This is a genomic window from Candidatus Nitrotoga arctica (assembly GCF_918378365.1).
Lineage (GTDB): Bacteria > Pseudomonadota > Gammaproteobacteria > Burkholderiales > Gallionellaceae > Nitrotoga > Nitrotoga arctica.
In genome coordinates, this window is the sequence record NZ_OU912926.1 from 2,439,228 (window position 1) to 2,454,965 (window position 15,738).

Below are 15,738 nucleotides of genomic sequence, written 5' to 3' on the forward strand. Positions count from 1 at the left end.
TCAGAAGTCCACCATCATTGCAGCACGAAACAACCGGGCGGCACCAAACTTCGCGTTTATTCAATGAGGCATCATCAAAATGCTAATGGGTATGATGCTCGTGCTCATTGCGGCTTGGGCTGGATGATTTAACTTCGACGTTCACATTAATCTTCTCTTTGCGCTTATCGGCGAATTCCACGGTAATGGTGAGTGGCACATTGTCACCCGCTTTAAGCGAATGCTTGAGGTTAAGCAGCATCACATGATTACCACTCGCTCCCAACTTAACCATCTTTCCTGCAGGTAGCTGCAGGAATTCAATGGCACGCATTTTCATCACGCCGTTATCATGCGTCATGCTATGAATCTCGACTGCGCCCGCAACCGGGCTGACAATCGCCACCAGCCTTGCTTCTTTCTTGCTGGTGATGGAAAACCGTACTGTGGCGCTTTCTTGTCCTGGGGCCGTGGCGCGCGCCGAGGCATCGCTCACTACCACATTTACTGCCCATGCTTGTACCGCACAAAACAGCATGACGATTGCAATTGCGTAACGCATTCGAGTCCCCTCTATTTATAAAATGTACAGTAAGATACAGGAATTGCACGGCAATAGGCAATCATGCCTCCCGCCTGAAATAGAAACCCAGAAAACGCGTATCTACATAAAATTAGAGAAATATAAGCATTTTTCCGTCAGCAATTTGGCTAAAATGTTAACCGTAAGCATTGAGTACTCAACAATAATATACAGCACCAATTCGAGGAATGAACATGTCGACCAACAGCACATATATAGTTCCCTGCAACCAAAATATTGATCTAAGACAGGCTGTCAAAAATATTGATGCGCTGCCCGCCATGCCGGTCATTGCGCAAAAACTGTTGGCGCTACAGATAAATGCCGACGAAAACGAACGGCAAATGTTAATGCTGATCGAGCAAGACCCGCAAATCTCAGCAAAAATTATCGGGCTATCCAATTCAGCAATGCTTGGCTCCACACGAAAAACAACGTCAGTAAAAGAGGCTGCGATATTGCTGGGCATGAACCGTGTCAAATCGATTGCAACTGGCATCGCCATCATGTCCTTGTCGGCCAAAGTATCCACGGGTAAATTTAAGGCACAGGATCTTTGGTTGCATAGCTTTGGCATTGCGTTTGCCATGCTCGGCATCGCCCGTGCCATGCCTGCAAAGATCCGCCCTAAGGATGATCAAGTTTTTTTGGCTGGCATACTGCACGACATAGGCTATCTTGCGCTCGCTTTCCTGGATCCAAAACGGAGCGATGACCTGCATGCCCTCTTGTCAGCAGAATCCGATCGTGCTGTGCTGAGTATAGAACGGGAAATGCTGGAAATATGCCACGACGAATTAGGTGCAGAGCTAGCGCGCCACTGGAATTTGCCGGATGAAATTATTGCCGTGCTGCGCTACCACCATACACCGGATGTAGTCGAAGCGGCAGCGGGACAACCAATAGTACACATGATTAGCTTGGCAGAAAAATTGCTGGCTTCCTTTGGCATTAATGAGCACGTCGATGCCAACATCAGCGACGAGGATTGGGAAGTTTTGGGCATCGATCCAAGTAAGGCAGAAGAAATCAGTGTACAAGTAGCTGAACAAGCGGAGCAAGCTGCAGCAGTATATTGATTAAGAGACTCGATTTTCGGGCTCATCTAACCAGCCTAATCAAACTCACCCATATCCCAACCAATCCCACAAGTCTATAATTGCGGTTTTGATTACTGGTCTCAATATGAAGTTTACGCTGTCGTTTCTTATCGCTCTATTACTTCCATTATTTGCCCAGGCGCAGCTAGCCAGCTTACCGCCCGCTCCGGTACTGGCAGCCAAATCCTATCTGCTATACGACTTTACCAGTAATCAGATTCTGGTCGACCAGAACGGCAATGAACGCACCGAGCCAGCATCCATTACCAAACTAATGACGGCCTACCTGACCTTCAACTCCCTCAGGTTGAACAAATTATCGCTGAACCAGACAGTAATCCCTTCGGAAGAAGCACTGCGCGCCCAAGGCGTTGAATCACGCATGTTTCTAGACAAAAATAAACCTGTGACGATTGCAGAATTACTGCGTGGCCTCATCGTACAGTCTGGTAACGATGCCGCGCGTGTGTTGGCAATCACCTTAGCTGGCAGCGAGGAAAGCTTCGCCAAACTCATGAACCAGGAAGCGCAACGACTGAGCATGAACAACACGCATTACATCAATGCCACCGGATTGCCACATCCACAGCACTATTCCAGTGCATATGATACAGCGCTACTCGCCGCTGCCATAGTGCGCGACTTTCCAGAGCACTATCCGATCTATAGCTTGCGTGAATATCAGTACAATCATATCAATCAAGCCAACCGCAACCGCTTATTGTGGATGGATCCCTATGTGGATGGAATGAAAACGGGACATACAGAAAGTGCAGGATTCTGTTTAGTGGCTTCGGCGAAGCGCGACCAGCGGCGGTTAATATCCGTAGTGCTGGGCGCAGCATCTGACAATTTACGAGCTATGGAAAGCCAGAAACTACTAAATTACGGCTTCCAAAATTTTGAATCAGTGCGCCTATATCAGAAGAACGAACCGGTAGCCAGCTTACGTCTATGGAAAGGTACCGAGAGCAAGGCCAAAGTGGGATTCCGCAGCGATCTATTCCTGTCCATCCCAACGGGACAACTTGCACAATTGAAGGCAACCATGGAAACACAGCAGCCTCTTGTTGCACCGATTGCTGGTGGGCAAAAAATCGGTATGATAAAAATTACCTTGGGTGGCAAACCCTATGCCGAATACAAGCTGGTGGCGCTGGAGCCTGTGCCACTGGCCAATGTATTTTCGCGCGGTTGGGATAGTATCCGCTTACTTTTCAAATAAAGGCTTCTTCTTTAGGAAATCATACAATGACAGTCTATTTGAACGGGCAATTCATGCCCATTGAAGAAGCCCGCATTCCTGTGCTGGACCGTGGCTTCATTTTCGGAGATGGCGTATATGAAGTTATCCCGGTGTATTCACGCTTTGCTTTCCGTCTGGCAGAACATCTCAAGCGGCTGCAATTCAGCTTGGACGGCATACGCCTGACAAACCCGCACAGTGACCAGGAATGGACTAAGCTCATCACGGATCTGATCGAGCGCAATACAGCAGAAGATCAATATTTATATCTGCATATCACGCGCGGAGTAGCCAAACGCGACCATGCTTTCCCTAACCCTTCGGTCCAACCGACCATATTTGTGATGAGCAACCCACTTCTCACTCCACCCCCCGCGTTACTTATTAGCGGCGTGGGAGCAGTAAGTGCGCCGGATAACCGCTGGCTGCGTTGCGACATCAAGGCTATTTCACTTTTACCTAATGTGCTGCTACGGCAAATGGCGATAGACGCTGGCTGTGCCGAAACTATTTTGATACGTGATGATGATTTCATGACCGAAGGCGCAGCCAGCAACATTTTCTTAGTAAAAAATGGCATCCTGCTCGCCCCGCCTAAAGATAATCTTATGCTGCCTGGAATCACCTACGACGTCTTGCTGGAAATCGCCGCCGCCCACAACATACCTCATGAAGTTCGCAAGATTGCCAAGGACGAATTATTCAATGCCGACGAGCTATTACTCACCTCCTCCACCAAGGAAGTACTGGCCATCACTACATTGGATAATAAACCGGTAGGCGATGGCAAACCCGGAGTGATGTTCGCCAAACTACATAAACATTATCAGGACTACAAACGCGACGTGATGCGAAACACATAAGCAAGCCCGACATTCCGTGCAATCAGCTAACAACTTGGACAGAAATCGGCGGTTAATAATTTTGATCGAACCACAATCCCCTGCCTGCGTGGGGTTAGAAAATCCTAAACTTACCAAGTAATCCATGGCACTTACTGACAGTCTTATCGAATACCCATGCGACTTTCCAATCAAGGTGTTAGGACTGGCGCATCAGGGTTTCGCTCAAACAGTAGCGGAAGTGGTTATGCGTTACGATCACAACTTTAACGCCGCCACCATGGAAATGCGTCCCAGTAGCGGCGCACGCTACATCGGTCTGACCTGCACCGTGCGTGCCACTTCACGCGAACAACTCGATGCACTGTATCAAGAATTGTGCGACCACCCACAAGTAGTGATGGTACTTTAGAAAGATGGTACCGCTGATTAAACATCTAGGTCTGGTCGAATACCAGCAAACCTGGCAAGCAATGAAACAGTTTACCGCTGCGCGTAACGCCGACACGCGAGACGAAATCTGGCTACTACATCATTTTCCAGTCTATACCCAAGGCTTGGCAGGAAAACCAGAACATCTTCTGCATGCAAGCGACATACCGGTGGTCAAAATCGACCGCGGCGGCCAGATTACCTACCACGGCCCCGGCCAGATCATCGCCTACCTTATGCTGGATTTACGCCACTGGAAACTTAACGTGCGCGGGCTGGTACGGCTAATGGAACAGGCTGTGATAGATTTACTTGTACCATTCGGCGTAATAGCACAGGGGCGGGAGGAAGCACCAGGCGTGTATGTAGATAACGCAAAAATTGCCGCACTCGGATTAAAAATTCGCAATGGATGCTGCTATCACGGATTGGCGTTCAACGTAGACATGGATCTTGCCCCATTCGCTTACATTAACCCATGTGGCTTTGCCGGATTGCGTGTTATCCAAGCGAAAGACTTGGGTATCTGTGCTCCGCGATCCGAACTGGAACTGCAACTTGCGCAGAATTTGATCAAATTATTGCAGCAACATAAATCAGAGAAATCCGCCCAATAATGCATATTTAAAGAAGCAAGCTCCTGCGAATTATTAAGATTTCACACAAGACTCGCTCCTACAACAAAATAAACAACAGCTTATGTAAGAGCACGCATTGCATGCAAACTAGCTAAAAGGAAAAACCATTATGACTATTACAGAAAAGCAAACTGGCGCAGCTAAAACAACACGTAATCCAATCAAAATAGTTCAGTTAGAGCAACGACTACGCAAACCAGAATGGATACGCGTTAAATCCGGCAGCGCGCAAGGTTATCACGACGTCAAGCGCCTGCTACGCGAACACAAATTACATACTGTGTGCGAAGAAGCATCTTGCCCCAACATTGGCGAATGTTTCAGCAAGGGTACGGCCACTTTCATGATTCTAGGCGACCTCTGCACACGACGGTGCCCCTTCTGCGACGTAGGACACGGCAAACCGCTGGCGCCAGATACTAACGAACCAGCACATCTGGCGCAATCCATTGCGATACTCAAGCTTAAGTATGTGGTTATCACCAGCGTGGATCGCGACGATCTGCGAGATGGCGGCGCCCAGCATTTCGTCGATTGTCTGACCGCCATTCGCGCTACTTCACCACATACCAAACTGGAAACACTGGTACCGGATTTTCGTGGCCGCCTGGAAACTGCATTGGACATCCTGGCGAATAGCCTGCCTGACGTACTTAACCACAATATGGAAACCGTGCCGCGCCTCTACAAACTGGCACGTCCCGGCGCAGACTACACTCATTCGCTCAAATTATTAAAAGATTTCAAAATACGCTTTCCACAGGTGATAACAAAATCCGGCCTGATGCTGGGACTGGGCGAAACTGACGAGGAGGTGCAACAAGTAATGAGAGATATGCGCGCGCACGATGTACAAATGCTCACGTTGGGACAATATTTACAACCCTCCGACAGTCACCTGCCAGTGTTACGATATGTCCACCCGGACACCTTCAAAATGTTCGAGCAGTCCGCGCTGGAAATGGGATTCTCACATGCAGCCTGCGGGCCGATGGTACGCAGCAGCTACCATGCTGATGAACAGGCACATCAAGCTGGCGCTATATAATATTCGAGAAAAAATACAGATGCCTTTCTGTTACAAGAGACAATGCCAATACCCCAGTTTTATAAATTGATAGGTAAAGCGATTATCCACAACACTACTTTCACAAGTTACTCACATGTAATAAATAGATGCTCTCAAGAAATGCCCTTTATTTCACTATGCGGAAGCATCAGTGAACATTGGTAATAAAAATATCGCTGTAAAATATAAAGTGGACACGCAAAAATCAAGCTAAACGTGAAAGTGCGTGGTTGCAAATAGAGGTCGACTTGGAGTACGGAAGCGGTCGCCGATGTGCCAGCAAAAAGCAGAAATGTCGGTGCCGAAATAATCAAAAACATATGCAATGCATGAACTACAAGGCCAGCATTAATGCTGGCCTTGTAGTTTAATTTTTACTTAAACATCATGGTGCCATATTATCAAGTGTTACCTGCCTTGATAATAATTTCTTCCAGAACTAGTAGGGTATACATTAAAGCAAGATCCTGATGCATTATTCGTCCCTGCCATACAGTAAAACTGATTGGATTCAACTTTTGGCTTTGCTTCATTACGGGCTACACGGTATGGATTGGGTTGACCATGCATTGCTCTTACCCCATTTTCACTCTCACCTACACTTGGAAAGTCCTGAGCCATGTTATAGGGAAGACGAACTCCCTTATCATCAACCTTTATATTTTGTGTCTGACCATCTATCGTTGCTTTCTTGAAATATGCATCCGACGCAGCATGAGCATGCCCATCATCAGTAGTGGGAGAAGCATGTGCATCAGCAGCTCCATGCGCATCAGCAGCTCCATGCCCATTAGTAGCTGCATGCGCTACTGACAAGCCAAATGCAAAACAGGAAACGATAGCTAGATTCATAACAGTTTTTCTCATTATAAGCTCCTTAATTATCAAATCTTACGAGGATAGTTGAGTGGGGGTGAAATGTGCCTCACTCCTACAAGCTTTATTGCTACTGCATTAAGTGTGCAAATAATCATCATGGAAGTAAACCAATATACAAGCTCACCATAGTATCAAACAGTATTTATTGAACTAAACCTAGTTCAATATCCACATAACTCATTGATACTAAAATTAAGATTAACCTTCTACAGAAAAAAACATACGTATAAAGTATTCTCCTGATAAATCCCTATTCCATTTTTATTAAATGCATAACATATTGTTTTAATTAAAACACTACACCCATTTAATCAAATTACATAGACCCCATGGATATAAGTACATTTAGTAGCTAATAAACGATATTACAGTCTCTCCGTCTACAGTAACTTCTAAATACGTAACTTCTACATACGTCTTTTCACACCACAACGATCAACTTCATGGAGTTTTCGACAAGTATCTTTAATTTTTAATTAAGACCACCAATCGTCAACTTTAGTACCGCTCAGTTTCACGCGCCCACCTTTACATATACACGAGTGAGAGCCGCATAATAGGACGACGGCTATAAAAAGTAAATAAGCAAATCGTTTAAGTCACACGAATACCGCTAGCATATGAAAATGAATGAGTAAATTCCTATTCGATAGACTCAAGAGAACGTGGGTACCACGGCAGTAATGAACAACTAAAAACTATATTTCAAGAATATTAATGGAAACTGGAAATAAAATTATCTATATGTGCACTGCAAAATTCGCATCGCCAATATTCTTAAATCCAAGCAAAGAAACACACCATTATCAAGAAACAGTAAATGCTACGCTTAATCACGTAACAGCCTTTCCATCCAAATGACAAGGCCAGCATATGCTGGCCTTGTCATTTGGATGTGCTAGCTCAATTTATCAATGGGTGTTGTTGCTCTCAATACTACTCTTTATCAATTGCGGGGCAGACGCTCCACTTTCAGCTTCCACCTCGACTGTACCTCCATCAGTGCGCACAGACTCTTCTGCCATTTTGTTCATCACAATAATATTTATGCGACGGTTAATTGGATTGAATGGGTCTTTCCCGTCAAATAGCACAGCAGAAGATAATCCCACCACTCGTACCATTTTTTCCTCCTCCATCCCACCCGCAATCAACTCACGGCGCGAAGCATTAGCACGATCTGCCGACAGATCCCAATTACTGTAACCCTTCTCACCAAAAGAATAGGGCCGAGCATCTGTATGTCCCGATAAACTCACCTTGTTTGGTACTTGATTCAACATCTTGCCAATTTCACGCAGAATTTCTATAGTATAGGGTTCGAGTTTTGCACTCCCACTCTGAAACATGGGACGATTTTCTTCATCCACAATTTGGATGCGCAGGCCTTCAGTGGTAATGTCAAGAAGAATTTGTTTCTTGAATTTTTGCAGTTTGGCATCGGCGTCGATCGCTTTTTCCAGGCTAGTTTTCAACATCTTGAGCCTGTCCAGTTCGTTGCGTCTTTCGATACGCAAAGCTTCTTCAGTTGCCACCTTCAGATTGACTATCTTCTTTTCAGTCGGAAGCTCCCCCTGCTTCACTTGGCCTTCACTACGCGTCAAATCTTTACCTCCCCCCTTGATCAGGCTGGAGCTATCGCCACTACCAGACCCACCTAACAGTGAAACCTTGAGCGGCGTATTAAAATAATCAGATATACCTTTCAAATCACCTTTAGTGGTCGAACCCAACAGCCACATCAACAGAAAGAATGCCATCATTGCAGTAACGAAATCAGCGTAGGCAATTTTCCAGGCGCCGCCGTGATGCCCGCCCGCCACTTTCTTTATACGCTTAACTACTATGAGTCTTTTATCGTCGCTCGCCATGATGCAGCTCTTTCAATGTGAATTTTCTATTCAGCGCTTTTGTTTAACGTGCTCTTCCAGCTCGATGAAACTGGGACGTTCAGTAGAATTGAGTACCTTACGACCAAACTCTACCGCCATCGCCGGAGCATAGCCATTTAGATTGGCCAGCAATGTAACCTTGACTGTCTGGAACATTTTGCTCGACTCCTCTGCTTTTTGCTCCAGCAACGTCGCCAAGGGGCCGACAAAACCATAAGCTAGCAGGATGCCCAAAAAGGTGCCTACTAATGCTGCACCGATCAGCACGCCCAATTCGGCGGGTGGTATTCCGACAGACCCCATGGTGTGCACAACTCCCATAACCGCCGCAACTATACCGAAAGCTGGCAAGGCGTCACCAAACTTGGCCAGAACATGCGACGGTACCATTGCCTCATGGTGATGGGTTTCTATTTCTACATCCATCAGATTCTCAATTTCCATCGCATTCAGGTTGCCGCCCAACATGATTCGTAGGTAATCTGCCATAAATTCAATTACATGATGATCCGCCATTACTTTTGGATATTTAGCAAAGAGAGGACTCTCATTTGTATTCTCAATATCGTTTTCAATGGCCATCAATCCTTCCTTACGAATTTTGCCAAGCAGCTCATAGAGCAGGGCCATTAATTCCATGTAGTGGCTTTTAGTATATTTAGCCCCCTTAAATATACTAGGCAATGCTTTCAAAGTGGCCTTGATTGCTTTGCTGCTATTTCCCACTAAAAAGGCACCCGAACCAGCACCTGCTATCATCAATAACTCGATTGGCTGAAGCAAGGCAGCCAAATGCCCGCCCGCTAATGCATAGCCCCCGAACACAGAAATTAAAATTACTACATATCCGACAATTACCAACATGGCCCAGCTCCCTTGAATTGCGCACAAAGCGATCTTTTGTAGCAGTGTAGTATCGGCTTATGTAAAAACCTCGAAAAAAAGTTGGATAAATCGATATTATTTCGTGCATTCACACAATTGGATAGCGTAAACATCATCATGATTATTCCACATAGCCTTTTGTGACGGTAACGACACCCGATAGTAAAACTTTAATTCGCCACGCTTAATGCCAACAAACTTGATATTGCAGCGTTCCTTTTTGTTTTTCCGGCACGGGAGGGTGGACGACAGATGCCACACACATAGTCAGAATAGAGTCCATTGGCATGCGCTATGAAATGTCCACCACATTCGGTGCAACCTGTCAGTTGCAGCATCTGTGCATCAAAGAACCGTACTAAAAACCAAGCACGTGTAACACTCAATACCGGCTCATCGCCGCTAACATTGATTTGCTCAAGATACAATAAATAACTTTTAATTAGTGCCTCGACGCCCGTTAAGCTGGTATGCCTAAGCAGAAACTGATGGATATCCATAAACAGCGAAGAATGAATGTTAGGCGACCAACTCATGAACCAGTCAGTTGAGTAGGGCAACATACCCTTTGACGGCGAAACACCCTTTACCTCCTTGTACAACTTAAGCAAACGTTCACGACTTAAAACGGTTTCTTCCTGCAGTAATTGCAGACGTGCTCCTAGCTTGATTAAATCCACGGCAATCTGGATTTGGTAAGCTTCAGTGACCACACTCTTGTTTCGCATGATACTCCTCCACCAATAATTTATTTTAAATCAAGCAGCTAAAGCCTCCAAAGGCTGCCCGGTCATCAGGATAGTGGTGTGCGCTTGTGACATCATCCTGTCCTTGTTGTAATCGGTGATCATATTGAGTAGGAGTTTTTCATCAAAGCGAAAGCGACACAACAACATATTGGAGGCCGCCATTTTGAGTAATTGTGCTGAGCTTAACCCGGCGATGAGTTCAGCCATTTCTTGGCTAATTCCAAGACGAAAAATAGCTGCCTCCTTATCGTCCTGAATCATCTGCCGTGCGAGCAGCATATAAGAAAGATTGGCGTCTTTAATTTCTAGATGAAGTTGATCTATATTCATGATTCGTCCCCTTGCAAGTTAACAACACTGTCTTTTTCGACGGTTGAATATTGCTATACGAACGAACAGAAAGAAATCAGAAGACTTCCGATCTCTTTGTAAGAAATTTTCCTACACGGACAGACAAGCCTCCACTTACCCGTATTAGGTTGTAAGCGGAGGATTCCATGTTTACCTGAATCTGCAAGGGGACAAATTCAAGCTTACATTTTTATTATCGACAAACAATGACAAGACTTTAATTTTTTTTGAAATATATTTCATATTACGTACTTAATGTCATAGTCAATTGATAAATATTAATTATTTATTTCTATACGACTATGGACAGCATGCTTCTCCCATAACTACAAACTTAATACCTTGCCGATATTTGCTTGAAAGGGTGGCATAGCTAATAATCACATATTCTCGGATTAGCCAAATGATTTAGCTTTTAAAAGGGGCTGATCGGAAAAAATTTTTATAGAGATTTAAACTGTTAAATTTAAATTTAGCCCTACAATCCTGCATCAGTAATATTTGGGATTCCCGCAAAATTAGTTAATTTATGTTCAGCGATAATAACTCCTACACTATCCTGAAAACCTGGTTTCTGGATTATTACAAATTAATTTCAACCTTATGAAATACAAATAAAATATGGTTGCCAATAAACTTCGGGTCTTATTAGTGGAAACCTCACTAGAGGATGCTCAACGCACGCTCGCAAAACTACAACAGAGCGGTTATGAGGTTGGACATCGACGAGTAGATAATGCGTCCACCATGCAAGCTGCCTTAATTGAAGATGAGTGGGATGTGGTGCTGTGTAGCTATGACCAATCCGGGTTTTGTGGACTTGCCGCGCTCCAGCTAATGCAATCGACAGGAGTGAATCTTCCTTTTCTCTTCCTGTCGCATGACCTACATGAAGAAACCATCATTCATACCATGCAATCCGGTGCAAACGATTACATTTTTAAGGGCAGCTTAAATAGGCTCGCTCCCTCAATAGCGCATAATTTACGCGAGGCACGTATTCGTTACGAACACCGGCAGGCGCAAATCGCCTTACAAGAGAATCAAGCGCGTCTGCAAGCCTTCATTACCAACTTGCCAGGTATGGCCTATCAAGTATTGCTAAAACATGACGGCGAAATATCATTCCCTTATATCAGTGACGGTAGCAAAGCTCTTCTTGACTTGAACCCGCAGGATTTAGAAAAATATCCTCACTTATTCATGAATATTCTGCACCCGGATGACCGCATCTCATATGAGCAATCCATGCGCACTTCAGCAGATAATCTTTCCTTCTGGAACTGGGAAGGACGTATCGTGATATTGCCAGAAGGCGAGATTAAATGGATCAATCTACGCTGCAGCCCTCGAAGAACATTGCATGACGAAATTCAGTGGGAAGGCATTATGTCCAACATCAGCCAAAGCAAGCAGGCGGAAATTGAAATAAAATATTCGCAGGAACAATTGCGTGAACTGTCTTCTCACATCCAGCTCGTACGTGAACAGGAGCGACTTAACATTGCGCGCGAGGTGCATGACGACTTGGGAAGTACTCTTACCGCCATTAAACTCAACATCGCTTGGCTGGGTGGACGCCTGAGTAGAGAAGCACCTGAACTGATTGCAAAAATTAAAGATGTTGAAAACCTGGTTGATAAGTGTACCGCCGCCGCCAACGATATCTCTCATTCCCTGCGTCCAAGCACGTTGGACTGCTTCGGAATCATCGCAGCAATGGAAATTGAAGTGGACGAATTCGAACAACGTACTGGCATTTCTTGCGTATTCAACCACCCAGATGAAGATATCACTCTAGGTCCGGATATCGCCATCGCGCTGTTCCGCATCCTGCAAGAAACGCTCACCAATATCATGAAACACGCACAAGCCAGCAATGTAACAATAGAGCTGCACAATCAAGCTACCCGCGTCGAAATGATCGTTAGCGACAATGGCCTCGGCTTTACCGAATCCGACCGCATCAAACCACGCTCTTTTGGCCTGCGCGGCATTAAGGAACGAGTCGCCTATTTCGGCGGCAATGTGCATATCAGCGGCACGCCCGGCTCAGGAACCACAATTAAGGCATGCATCCCGCATCAACCCGAGCCAGCAGCCATTGGCGGCTTTTGTTTGCCACAGCCCCAGCAAAAAATGTTGTGGTAAACACTATTAAAATCAACCATGATTAATATATTAGTAGTGGATGATCATGCACTGATCCGCAAAGGCATGAAGCAGATCCTGAATGACACCGAGGATATACGCGTAACTGGAGAAGCTGAAAATGGCATGCAAGCCATTAAAATGGCGCAAGAAAACATTTACGATTTAGTGTTGCTGGACATCAGCATGCCTGATAAACATGGCATTGATGTACTCAAACAACTCAAGCTCAATAAGCCGCAATTACCGGTGCTAATATTAAGCATGCACGAGGAAAACCAATATGCATTGCGTTCTCTGAAGGCCGGAGCAGCAGGCTATCTCAGCAAACAAAGCGCCCCGACGCAACTGGTGACCGCCATACGCCAAGTAGCCTGCGGTAAGAAATATATTAGCAACGAACTGGCGGAAGAATTAGCTAATGGCCTGTCACAAGGATATCAGGAACTCCTGCACCAAACCCTATCCAACCGCGAATACCAAACGCTATGCCTGATGGCATCAGGCAAGAGTCTAAGCGAAATGGCGGAAGCTCTATCGCTCAGTGCCAAGACCGTCAGCGTTTATCGCGCACGTTTACTGGAAAAAATGAAACTGAAGAACAATGCTGAAGCAGTACGTTACGCAATCATGAACCACTTGATCGAATAATACCCTTTCATAAAGTAAGATCGCTTTAGCTCCCGCGTGATTGTTATATTCACACTGCCAGACGTGTTTCATTTTGAGGTTCAATAACAAAATTGAACTAACTAATTTTTAGGGGAGAATTATGAATAAATTTCTGTTATTCGTGGGCCTGATGTTTGCAATTTCTGCGTCTTACGCTACCGTTCAAGGTAAGGAAGTAACCTATAGCGCCAATGGTACCAATCTCAAGGGTTATATTGCCTACGACGATGCTATAAAAGGCAAGCGCCCGGGTATTCTGGTAGTGCATGAATGGTGGGGACACAACGAATATGCGCGCAAGCGCGCTCGTATGTTGGCGGAGCGCGGCTACACTGCGCTGGCAGTTGATATGTATGGCGACGGAAAACAAGCGCATCACCCGGACGATGCGGGCAAGTTTGCCAGTGAGGTGGCAAAGAACACTGAACTTGCCAAAGCTCGATTCGATAGTGCATACCGCCTGATCAGCAAGGAAAAGACGGTGGACTCTAACCGCATCGCAGCCATCGGCTATTGTTTTGGCGGTTCGGTAGTATTGCACATGGCGCGCATCGGCGAGCCTCTTAAGGCGGTGATGAGTTTCCACGGTGGTCTGGGAACAGAAACTCCGGCAGAGGCTGGCAAGGTCAAAGCTCGAATCGCGTCCTTCACTGGGGAAGACGACCCGATGATTCCCGCCACGCAGGTCGCCGCTTTCAGGCAGGAGATGGAGAAGGCCGGCGTGACTTATAAAGCGGTAACCTATCCCGGCGTCCAGCACAGCTTCACTAATCCAGATGCAGATAAATATGGTCAAGAGTTCAAACTGCCGATGGCCTATAACGCTGCAGCAGACAAGGCTTCGTGGGATGAGGGCATGGCATTTCTGGCCGATGCGTTCCATGGTGGAGATCTTCCTAAACAAAAATGAAAAAGCCAACGATCGCGTCGAAAAATTCAAGGCATTGTAGTTGTGCTGATTGGGATCCAGACGTTTTAAGTTCATCGGTAACGTTTAAAAGGAATCATCATGAACCAATACCAAATTGCCGTTATCGTTGGCAGCCTTCGTAAGGATTCATTCAACCGCAAGCTCGCTCACGCCATTGTAAAATTGGCGCCATCAGAGTTCGCATTCAAAGAATTGCAAATCGGCGACTTGCCACTTTACAACCAGGACGACGACGCGAACCAGGCCGAGCCCGTCAAGCAGCTAAAAGGCGAAATTGCGGCGGCGCAGGGCGTTCTGTTTGTTACACCCGAATACAATCGCTCTATCTCCGGAGTACTCAAGAACGCAATCGACCACGCCTCCCGTCCCTATGGCCAAAGCGCTTGGACGGGCAAACCCGCTGGCGTGTTGGGCGCTTCTCCCGGGCCCGCCGGCACGGCGATGGCACAACAACATTTACGTAACGTTCTCGCGACTCTGAACATGCCAACGCTTGGTCTGCCGGAAGCATTTATCCATGTAAAAGATGGATTATTTGACGAGGGCGGCGACATCGGTCCAGCCAGCAAGAAATTCCTCCAGAACTGGATGGACCACTATGTCGCGTGGGTGAAAAAACACGCTGTCTGATGCAGTTAAAAAGACAGATGCATTATCGCTAAAATCTCTCCATCTGCAATATCGTGACATGCCGCTATGCGCGCGAAATCTACGTCAAATTACCTGGCTGGCTACCCTATAGCACTGACAGAGCAAGTGCAACGACTTATCGAACAAGATCTACTGACCAACATGTTGCTGCAGAAGTATCCGCATGCACACACTGTGCGCTCTGATAAGGCGCTCTATGACTATGTGCTGGAAGTCAAAGACCTGTATCTGCGCAATGCCGGGCAGCTCAGCAAGGTAGCATTTAACGGCAAACTGCATGTCATTCAGCACGCACTCGGCACGCACACCAACATCTCGCGAGTACAGGGCACAAAACTTAGGGCCAAGCGTGAGATTCGCATAGCGGAATTGTTCAAGGAAATGCCGCTTGAATTTTTGCGCATGATCGTTGTTCACGAACTTGCACATATCAAGGAACGCGAGCACAACAAAGCCTTCTATCAACTATGCCGGCATATGGAGCCTGATTATCACCAGCTAGAATTTGACCTGCGGGCTTACCTCACCTATCTCGAAGCGACTGGCCGATCTCTTTGGTCGACCAGTGCAGTCTCGCCCTTGAATGCGTGAAAGGTCGCGAGTGCGCCACAGTGCCAAGTGGTTATGGAGGTGGATCAATTCTCCAGTGCGCATTTCACCATTTTGATCTGCACTATCCCTTCCGATA

At 46.2% G+C, this 15,738-nt stretch carries 17 protein-coding genes; 11 read left to right on the forward strand and 6 right to left on the reverse strand.

The window, feature by feature from the left end; all coding sequences use genetic code 11:
- Positions 1-82: 82 nt before the first annotated feature.
- Positions 83-541 carry a copper chaperone PCu(A)C gene (locus MKZ32_RS11160; RefSeq protein ID WP_239797334.1) on the reverse strand — a complete coding sequence of 153 codons (459 nt, stop codon included), beginning with the start codon at positions 539-541 and terminating at the stop codon, positions 83-85.
- A gap of 215 nt (positions 542-756) precedes the next feature.
- Between MKZ32_RS11160 and MKZ32_RS11165 the strand changes: the two genes are divergently transcribed.
- The 6 genes from MKZ32_RS11165 (at position 757) to lipA (ending at position 5,868) form a co-directional block, all read left to right on the forward strand.
- The gene (locus MKZ32_RS11165; RefSeq protein ID WP_239797335.1) at positions 757-1,641 is read left to right on the forward strand and encodes an HDOD domain-containing protein; all 885 of its coding nucleotides are present in this window, start codon (positions 757-759) and stop codon (positions 1,639-1,641) included.
- 106 nt (positions 1,642-1,747) lie between these two features.
- On the forward strand, positions 1,748-2,887 hold the full coding sequence (locus tag MKZ32_RS11170; RefSeq protein ID WP_239797336.1) for a D-alanyl-D-alanine carboxypeptidase family protein: 1,140 nt from the start codon (positions 1,748-1,750) through the stop codon (positions 2,885-2,887).
- A gap of 26 nt (positions 2,888-2,913) precedes the next feature.
- Positions 2,914-3,771 carry a D-amino acid aminotransferase gene (locus MKZ32_RS11175; protein ID WP_239797337.1) on the forward strand — a complete coding sequence of 286 codons (858 nt, stop codon included), beginning with the start codon at positions 2,914-2,916 and terminating at the stop codon, positions 3,769-3,771.
- Positions 3,772-3,895: 124 nt separating this feature from the next.
- A complete protein-coding gene (locus tag MKZ32_RS11180; protein WP_239797338.1) occupies positions 3,896-4,162 on the forward strand; it encodes an HP0495 family protein in 267 nt (88 codons plus the stop codon).
- Positions 4,163-4,166: 4 nt separating this feature from the next.
- Complete coding sequence (lipB, locus tag MKZ32_RS11185) at positions 4,167-4,799, forward strand: lipoyl(octanoyl) transferase LipB (protein WP_239797339.1); 633 nt, start codon at positions 4,167-4,169, stop codon at positions 4,797-4,799.
- A gap of 130 nt (positions 4,800-4,929) precedes the next feature.
- Positions 4,930-5,868, forward strand: coding sequence for a lipoyl synthase (gene lipA / locus MKZ32_RS11190; RefSeq protein WP_239797340.1), 939 nt, complete (start codon positions 4,930-4,932; stop codon positions 5,866-5,868).
- 429 nt (positions 5,869-6,297) lie between these two features.
- On the opposite strand, the gene MKZ32_RS11195 is transcribed toward lipA, so the two are convergent.
- From MKZ32_RS11195 to flhD, 5 genes are all read right to left on the reverse strand, one after another.
- Positions 6,298-6,756, reverse strand: a complete 459-nt coding sequence (locus MKZ32_RS11195; RefSeq protein WP_239797341.1) for a hypothetical protein — start codon at positions 6,754-6,756, stop codon at positions 6,298-6,300.
- Positions 6,757-7,679: 923 nt separating this feature from the next.
- Positions 7,680-8,639 carry a flagellar motor protein MotB gene (gene motB, locus MKZ32_RS11200; RefSeq protein WP_239797342.1) on the reverse strand — a complete coding sequence of 320 codons (960 nt, stop codon included), beginning with the start codon at positions 8,637-8,639 and terminating at the stop codon, positions 7,680-7,682.
- 30 nt (positions 8,640-8,669) lie between these two features.
- Positions 8,670-9,524: a flagellar motor stator protein MotA gene (gene motA, locus MKZ32_RS11205; protein ID WP_239797343.1), complete on the reverse strand. Its 855-nt coding sequence runs from the start codon at positions 9,522-9,524 to the stop codon at positions 8,670-8,672.
- A gap of 191 nt (positions 9,525-9,715) precedes the next feature.
- Positions 9,716-10,273 carry a flagellar transcriptional regulator FlhC gene (gene flhC / locus MKZ32_RS11210; RefSeq protein ID WP_239797344.1) on the reverse strand — a complete coding sequence of 186 codons (558 nt, stop codon included), beginning with the start codon at positions 10,271-10,273 and terminating at the stop codon, positions 9,716-9,718.
- A 30-nt stretch (positions 10,274-10,303) separates the two neighbouring features.
- Complete coding sequence (flhD, locus tag MKZ32_RS11215; RefSeq protein WP_239797345.1) at positions 10,304-10,624, reverse strand: flagellar transcriptional regulator FlhD; 321 nt, start codon at positions 10,622-10,624, stop codon at positions 10,304-10,306.
- Between the two features lie 642 nt (positions 10,625-11,266).
- Between flhD and MKZ32_RS11220 the strand changes: the two genes are divergently transcribed.
- The 5 genes from MKZ32_RS11220 (at position 11,267) to MKZ32_RS11240 (ending at position 15,641) form a co-directional block, all read left to right on the forward strand.
- Positions 11,267-12,796 (forward strand): hybrid sensor histidine kinase/response regulator, encoded by a 1,530-nt coding sequence (locus MKZ32_RS11220; protein ID WP_239797346.1) that lies wholly within the window; start codon positions 11,267-11,269, stop codon positions 12,794-12,796.
- Between the two features lie 18 nt (positions 12,797-12,814).
- Entirely contained in the window at positions 12,815-13,447 is a 633-nt protein-coding gene (locus MKZ32_RS11225; RefSeq protein WP_239797347.1) for a response regulator, read from the forward strand.
- 121 nt (positions 13,448-13,568) lie between these two features.
- Positions 13,569-14,378, forward strand: coding sequence for a dienelactone hydrolase family protein (locus MKZ32_RS11230; protein ID WP_239797348.1), 810 nt, complete (start codon positions 13,569-13,571; stop codon positions 14,376-14,378).
- 99 nt (positions 14,379-14,477) lie between these two features.
- Positions 14,478-15,029 (forward strand): NADPH-dependent FMN reductase, encoded by a 552-nt coding sequence (locus MKZ32_RS11235; protein ID WP_239797349.1) that lies wholly within the window; start codon positions 14,478-14,480, stop codon positions 15,027-15,029.
- Between the two features lie 66 nt (positions 15,030-15,095).
- Complete coding sequence (locus MKZ32_RS11240; protein WP_239797350.1) at positions 15,096-15,641, forward strand: YgjP-like metallopeptidase domain-containing protein; 546 nt, start codon at positions 15,096-15,098, stop codon at positions 15,639-15,641.
- Positions 15,642-15,738 lie beyond the last annotated feature (97 nt).

Bases quoted from the DNA above. Each gene is read 5' to 3' on its own strand.
- MKZ32_RS11160 (WP_239797334.1), bottom strand. From the start codon at position 541: ATGCGTTACGCAATTGCAATCGTCATGCTGTTTTGTGCGGTACAAGCA.
- MKZ32_RS11165 (WP_239797335.1), top strand. From the start codon at position 757: ATGTCGACCAACAGCACATATATAGTTCCCTGCAACCAAAATATTGAT.
- MKZ32_RS11170 (WP_239797336.1), top strand. From the start codon at position 1,748: ATGAAGTTTACGCTGTCGTTTCTTATCGCTCTATTACTTCCATTATTT.
- MKZ32_RS11175 (WP_239797337.1), top strand. From the start codon at position 2,914: ATGACAGTCTATTTGAACGGGCAATTCATGCCCATTGAAGAAGCCCGC.
- MKZ32_RS11180 (WP_239797338.1), top strand. From the start codon at position 3,896: ATGGCACTTACTGACAGTCTTATCGAATACCCATGCGACTTTCCAATC.
- lipB (WP_239797339.1), top strand. From the start codon at position 4,167: ATGGTACCGCTGATTAAACATCTAGGTCTGGTCGAATACCAGCAAACC.
- lipA (WP_239797340.1), top strand. From the start codon at position 4,930: ATGACTATTACAGAAAAGCAAACTGGCGCAGCTAAAACAACACGTAAT.
- MKZ32_RS11195 (WP_239797341.1), bottom strand. From the start codon at position 6,756: ATGAGAAAAACTGTTATGAATCTAGCTATCGTTTCCTGTTTTGCATTT.
- motB (WP_239797342.1), bottom strand. From the start codon at position 8,639: ATGGCGAGCGACGATAAAAGACTCATAGTAGTTAAGCGTATAAAGAAA.
- motA (WP_239797343.1), bottom strand. From the start codon at position 9,524: ATGTTGGTAATTGTCGGATATGTAGTAATTTTAATTTCTGTGTTCGGG.
- flhC (WP_239797344.1), bottom strand. From the start codon at position 10,273: ATGCGAAACAAGAGTGTGGTCACTGAAGCTTACCAAATCCAGATTGCC.
- flhD (WP_239797345.1), bottom strand. From the start codon at position 10,624: ATGAATATAGATCAACTTCATCTAGAAATTAAAGACGCCAATCTTTCT.
- MKZ32_RS11220 (WP_239797346.1), top strand. From the start codon at position 11,267: ATGGTTGCCAATAAACTTCGGGTCTTATTAGTGGAAACCTCACTAGAG.
- MKZ32_RS11225 (WP_239797347.1), top strand. From the start codon at position 12,815: ATGATTAATATATTAGTAGTGGATGATCATGCACTGATCCGCAAAGGC.
- MKZ32_RS11230 (WP_239797348.1), top strand. From the start codon at position 13,569: ATGAATAAATTTCTGTTATTCGTGGGCCTGATGTTTGCAATTTCTGCG.
- MKZ32_RS11235 (WP_239797349.1), top strand. From the start codon at position 14,478: ATGAACCAATACCAAATTGCCGTTATCGTTGGCAGCCTTCGTAAGGAT.
- MKZ32_RS11240 (WP_239797350.1), top strand. From the start codon at position 15,096: ATGCGCGCGAAATCTACGTCAAATTACCTGGCTGGCTACCCTATAGCA.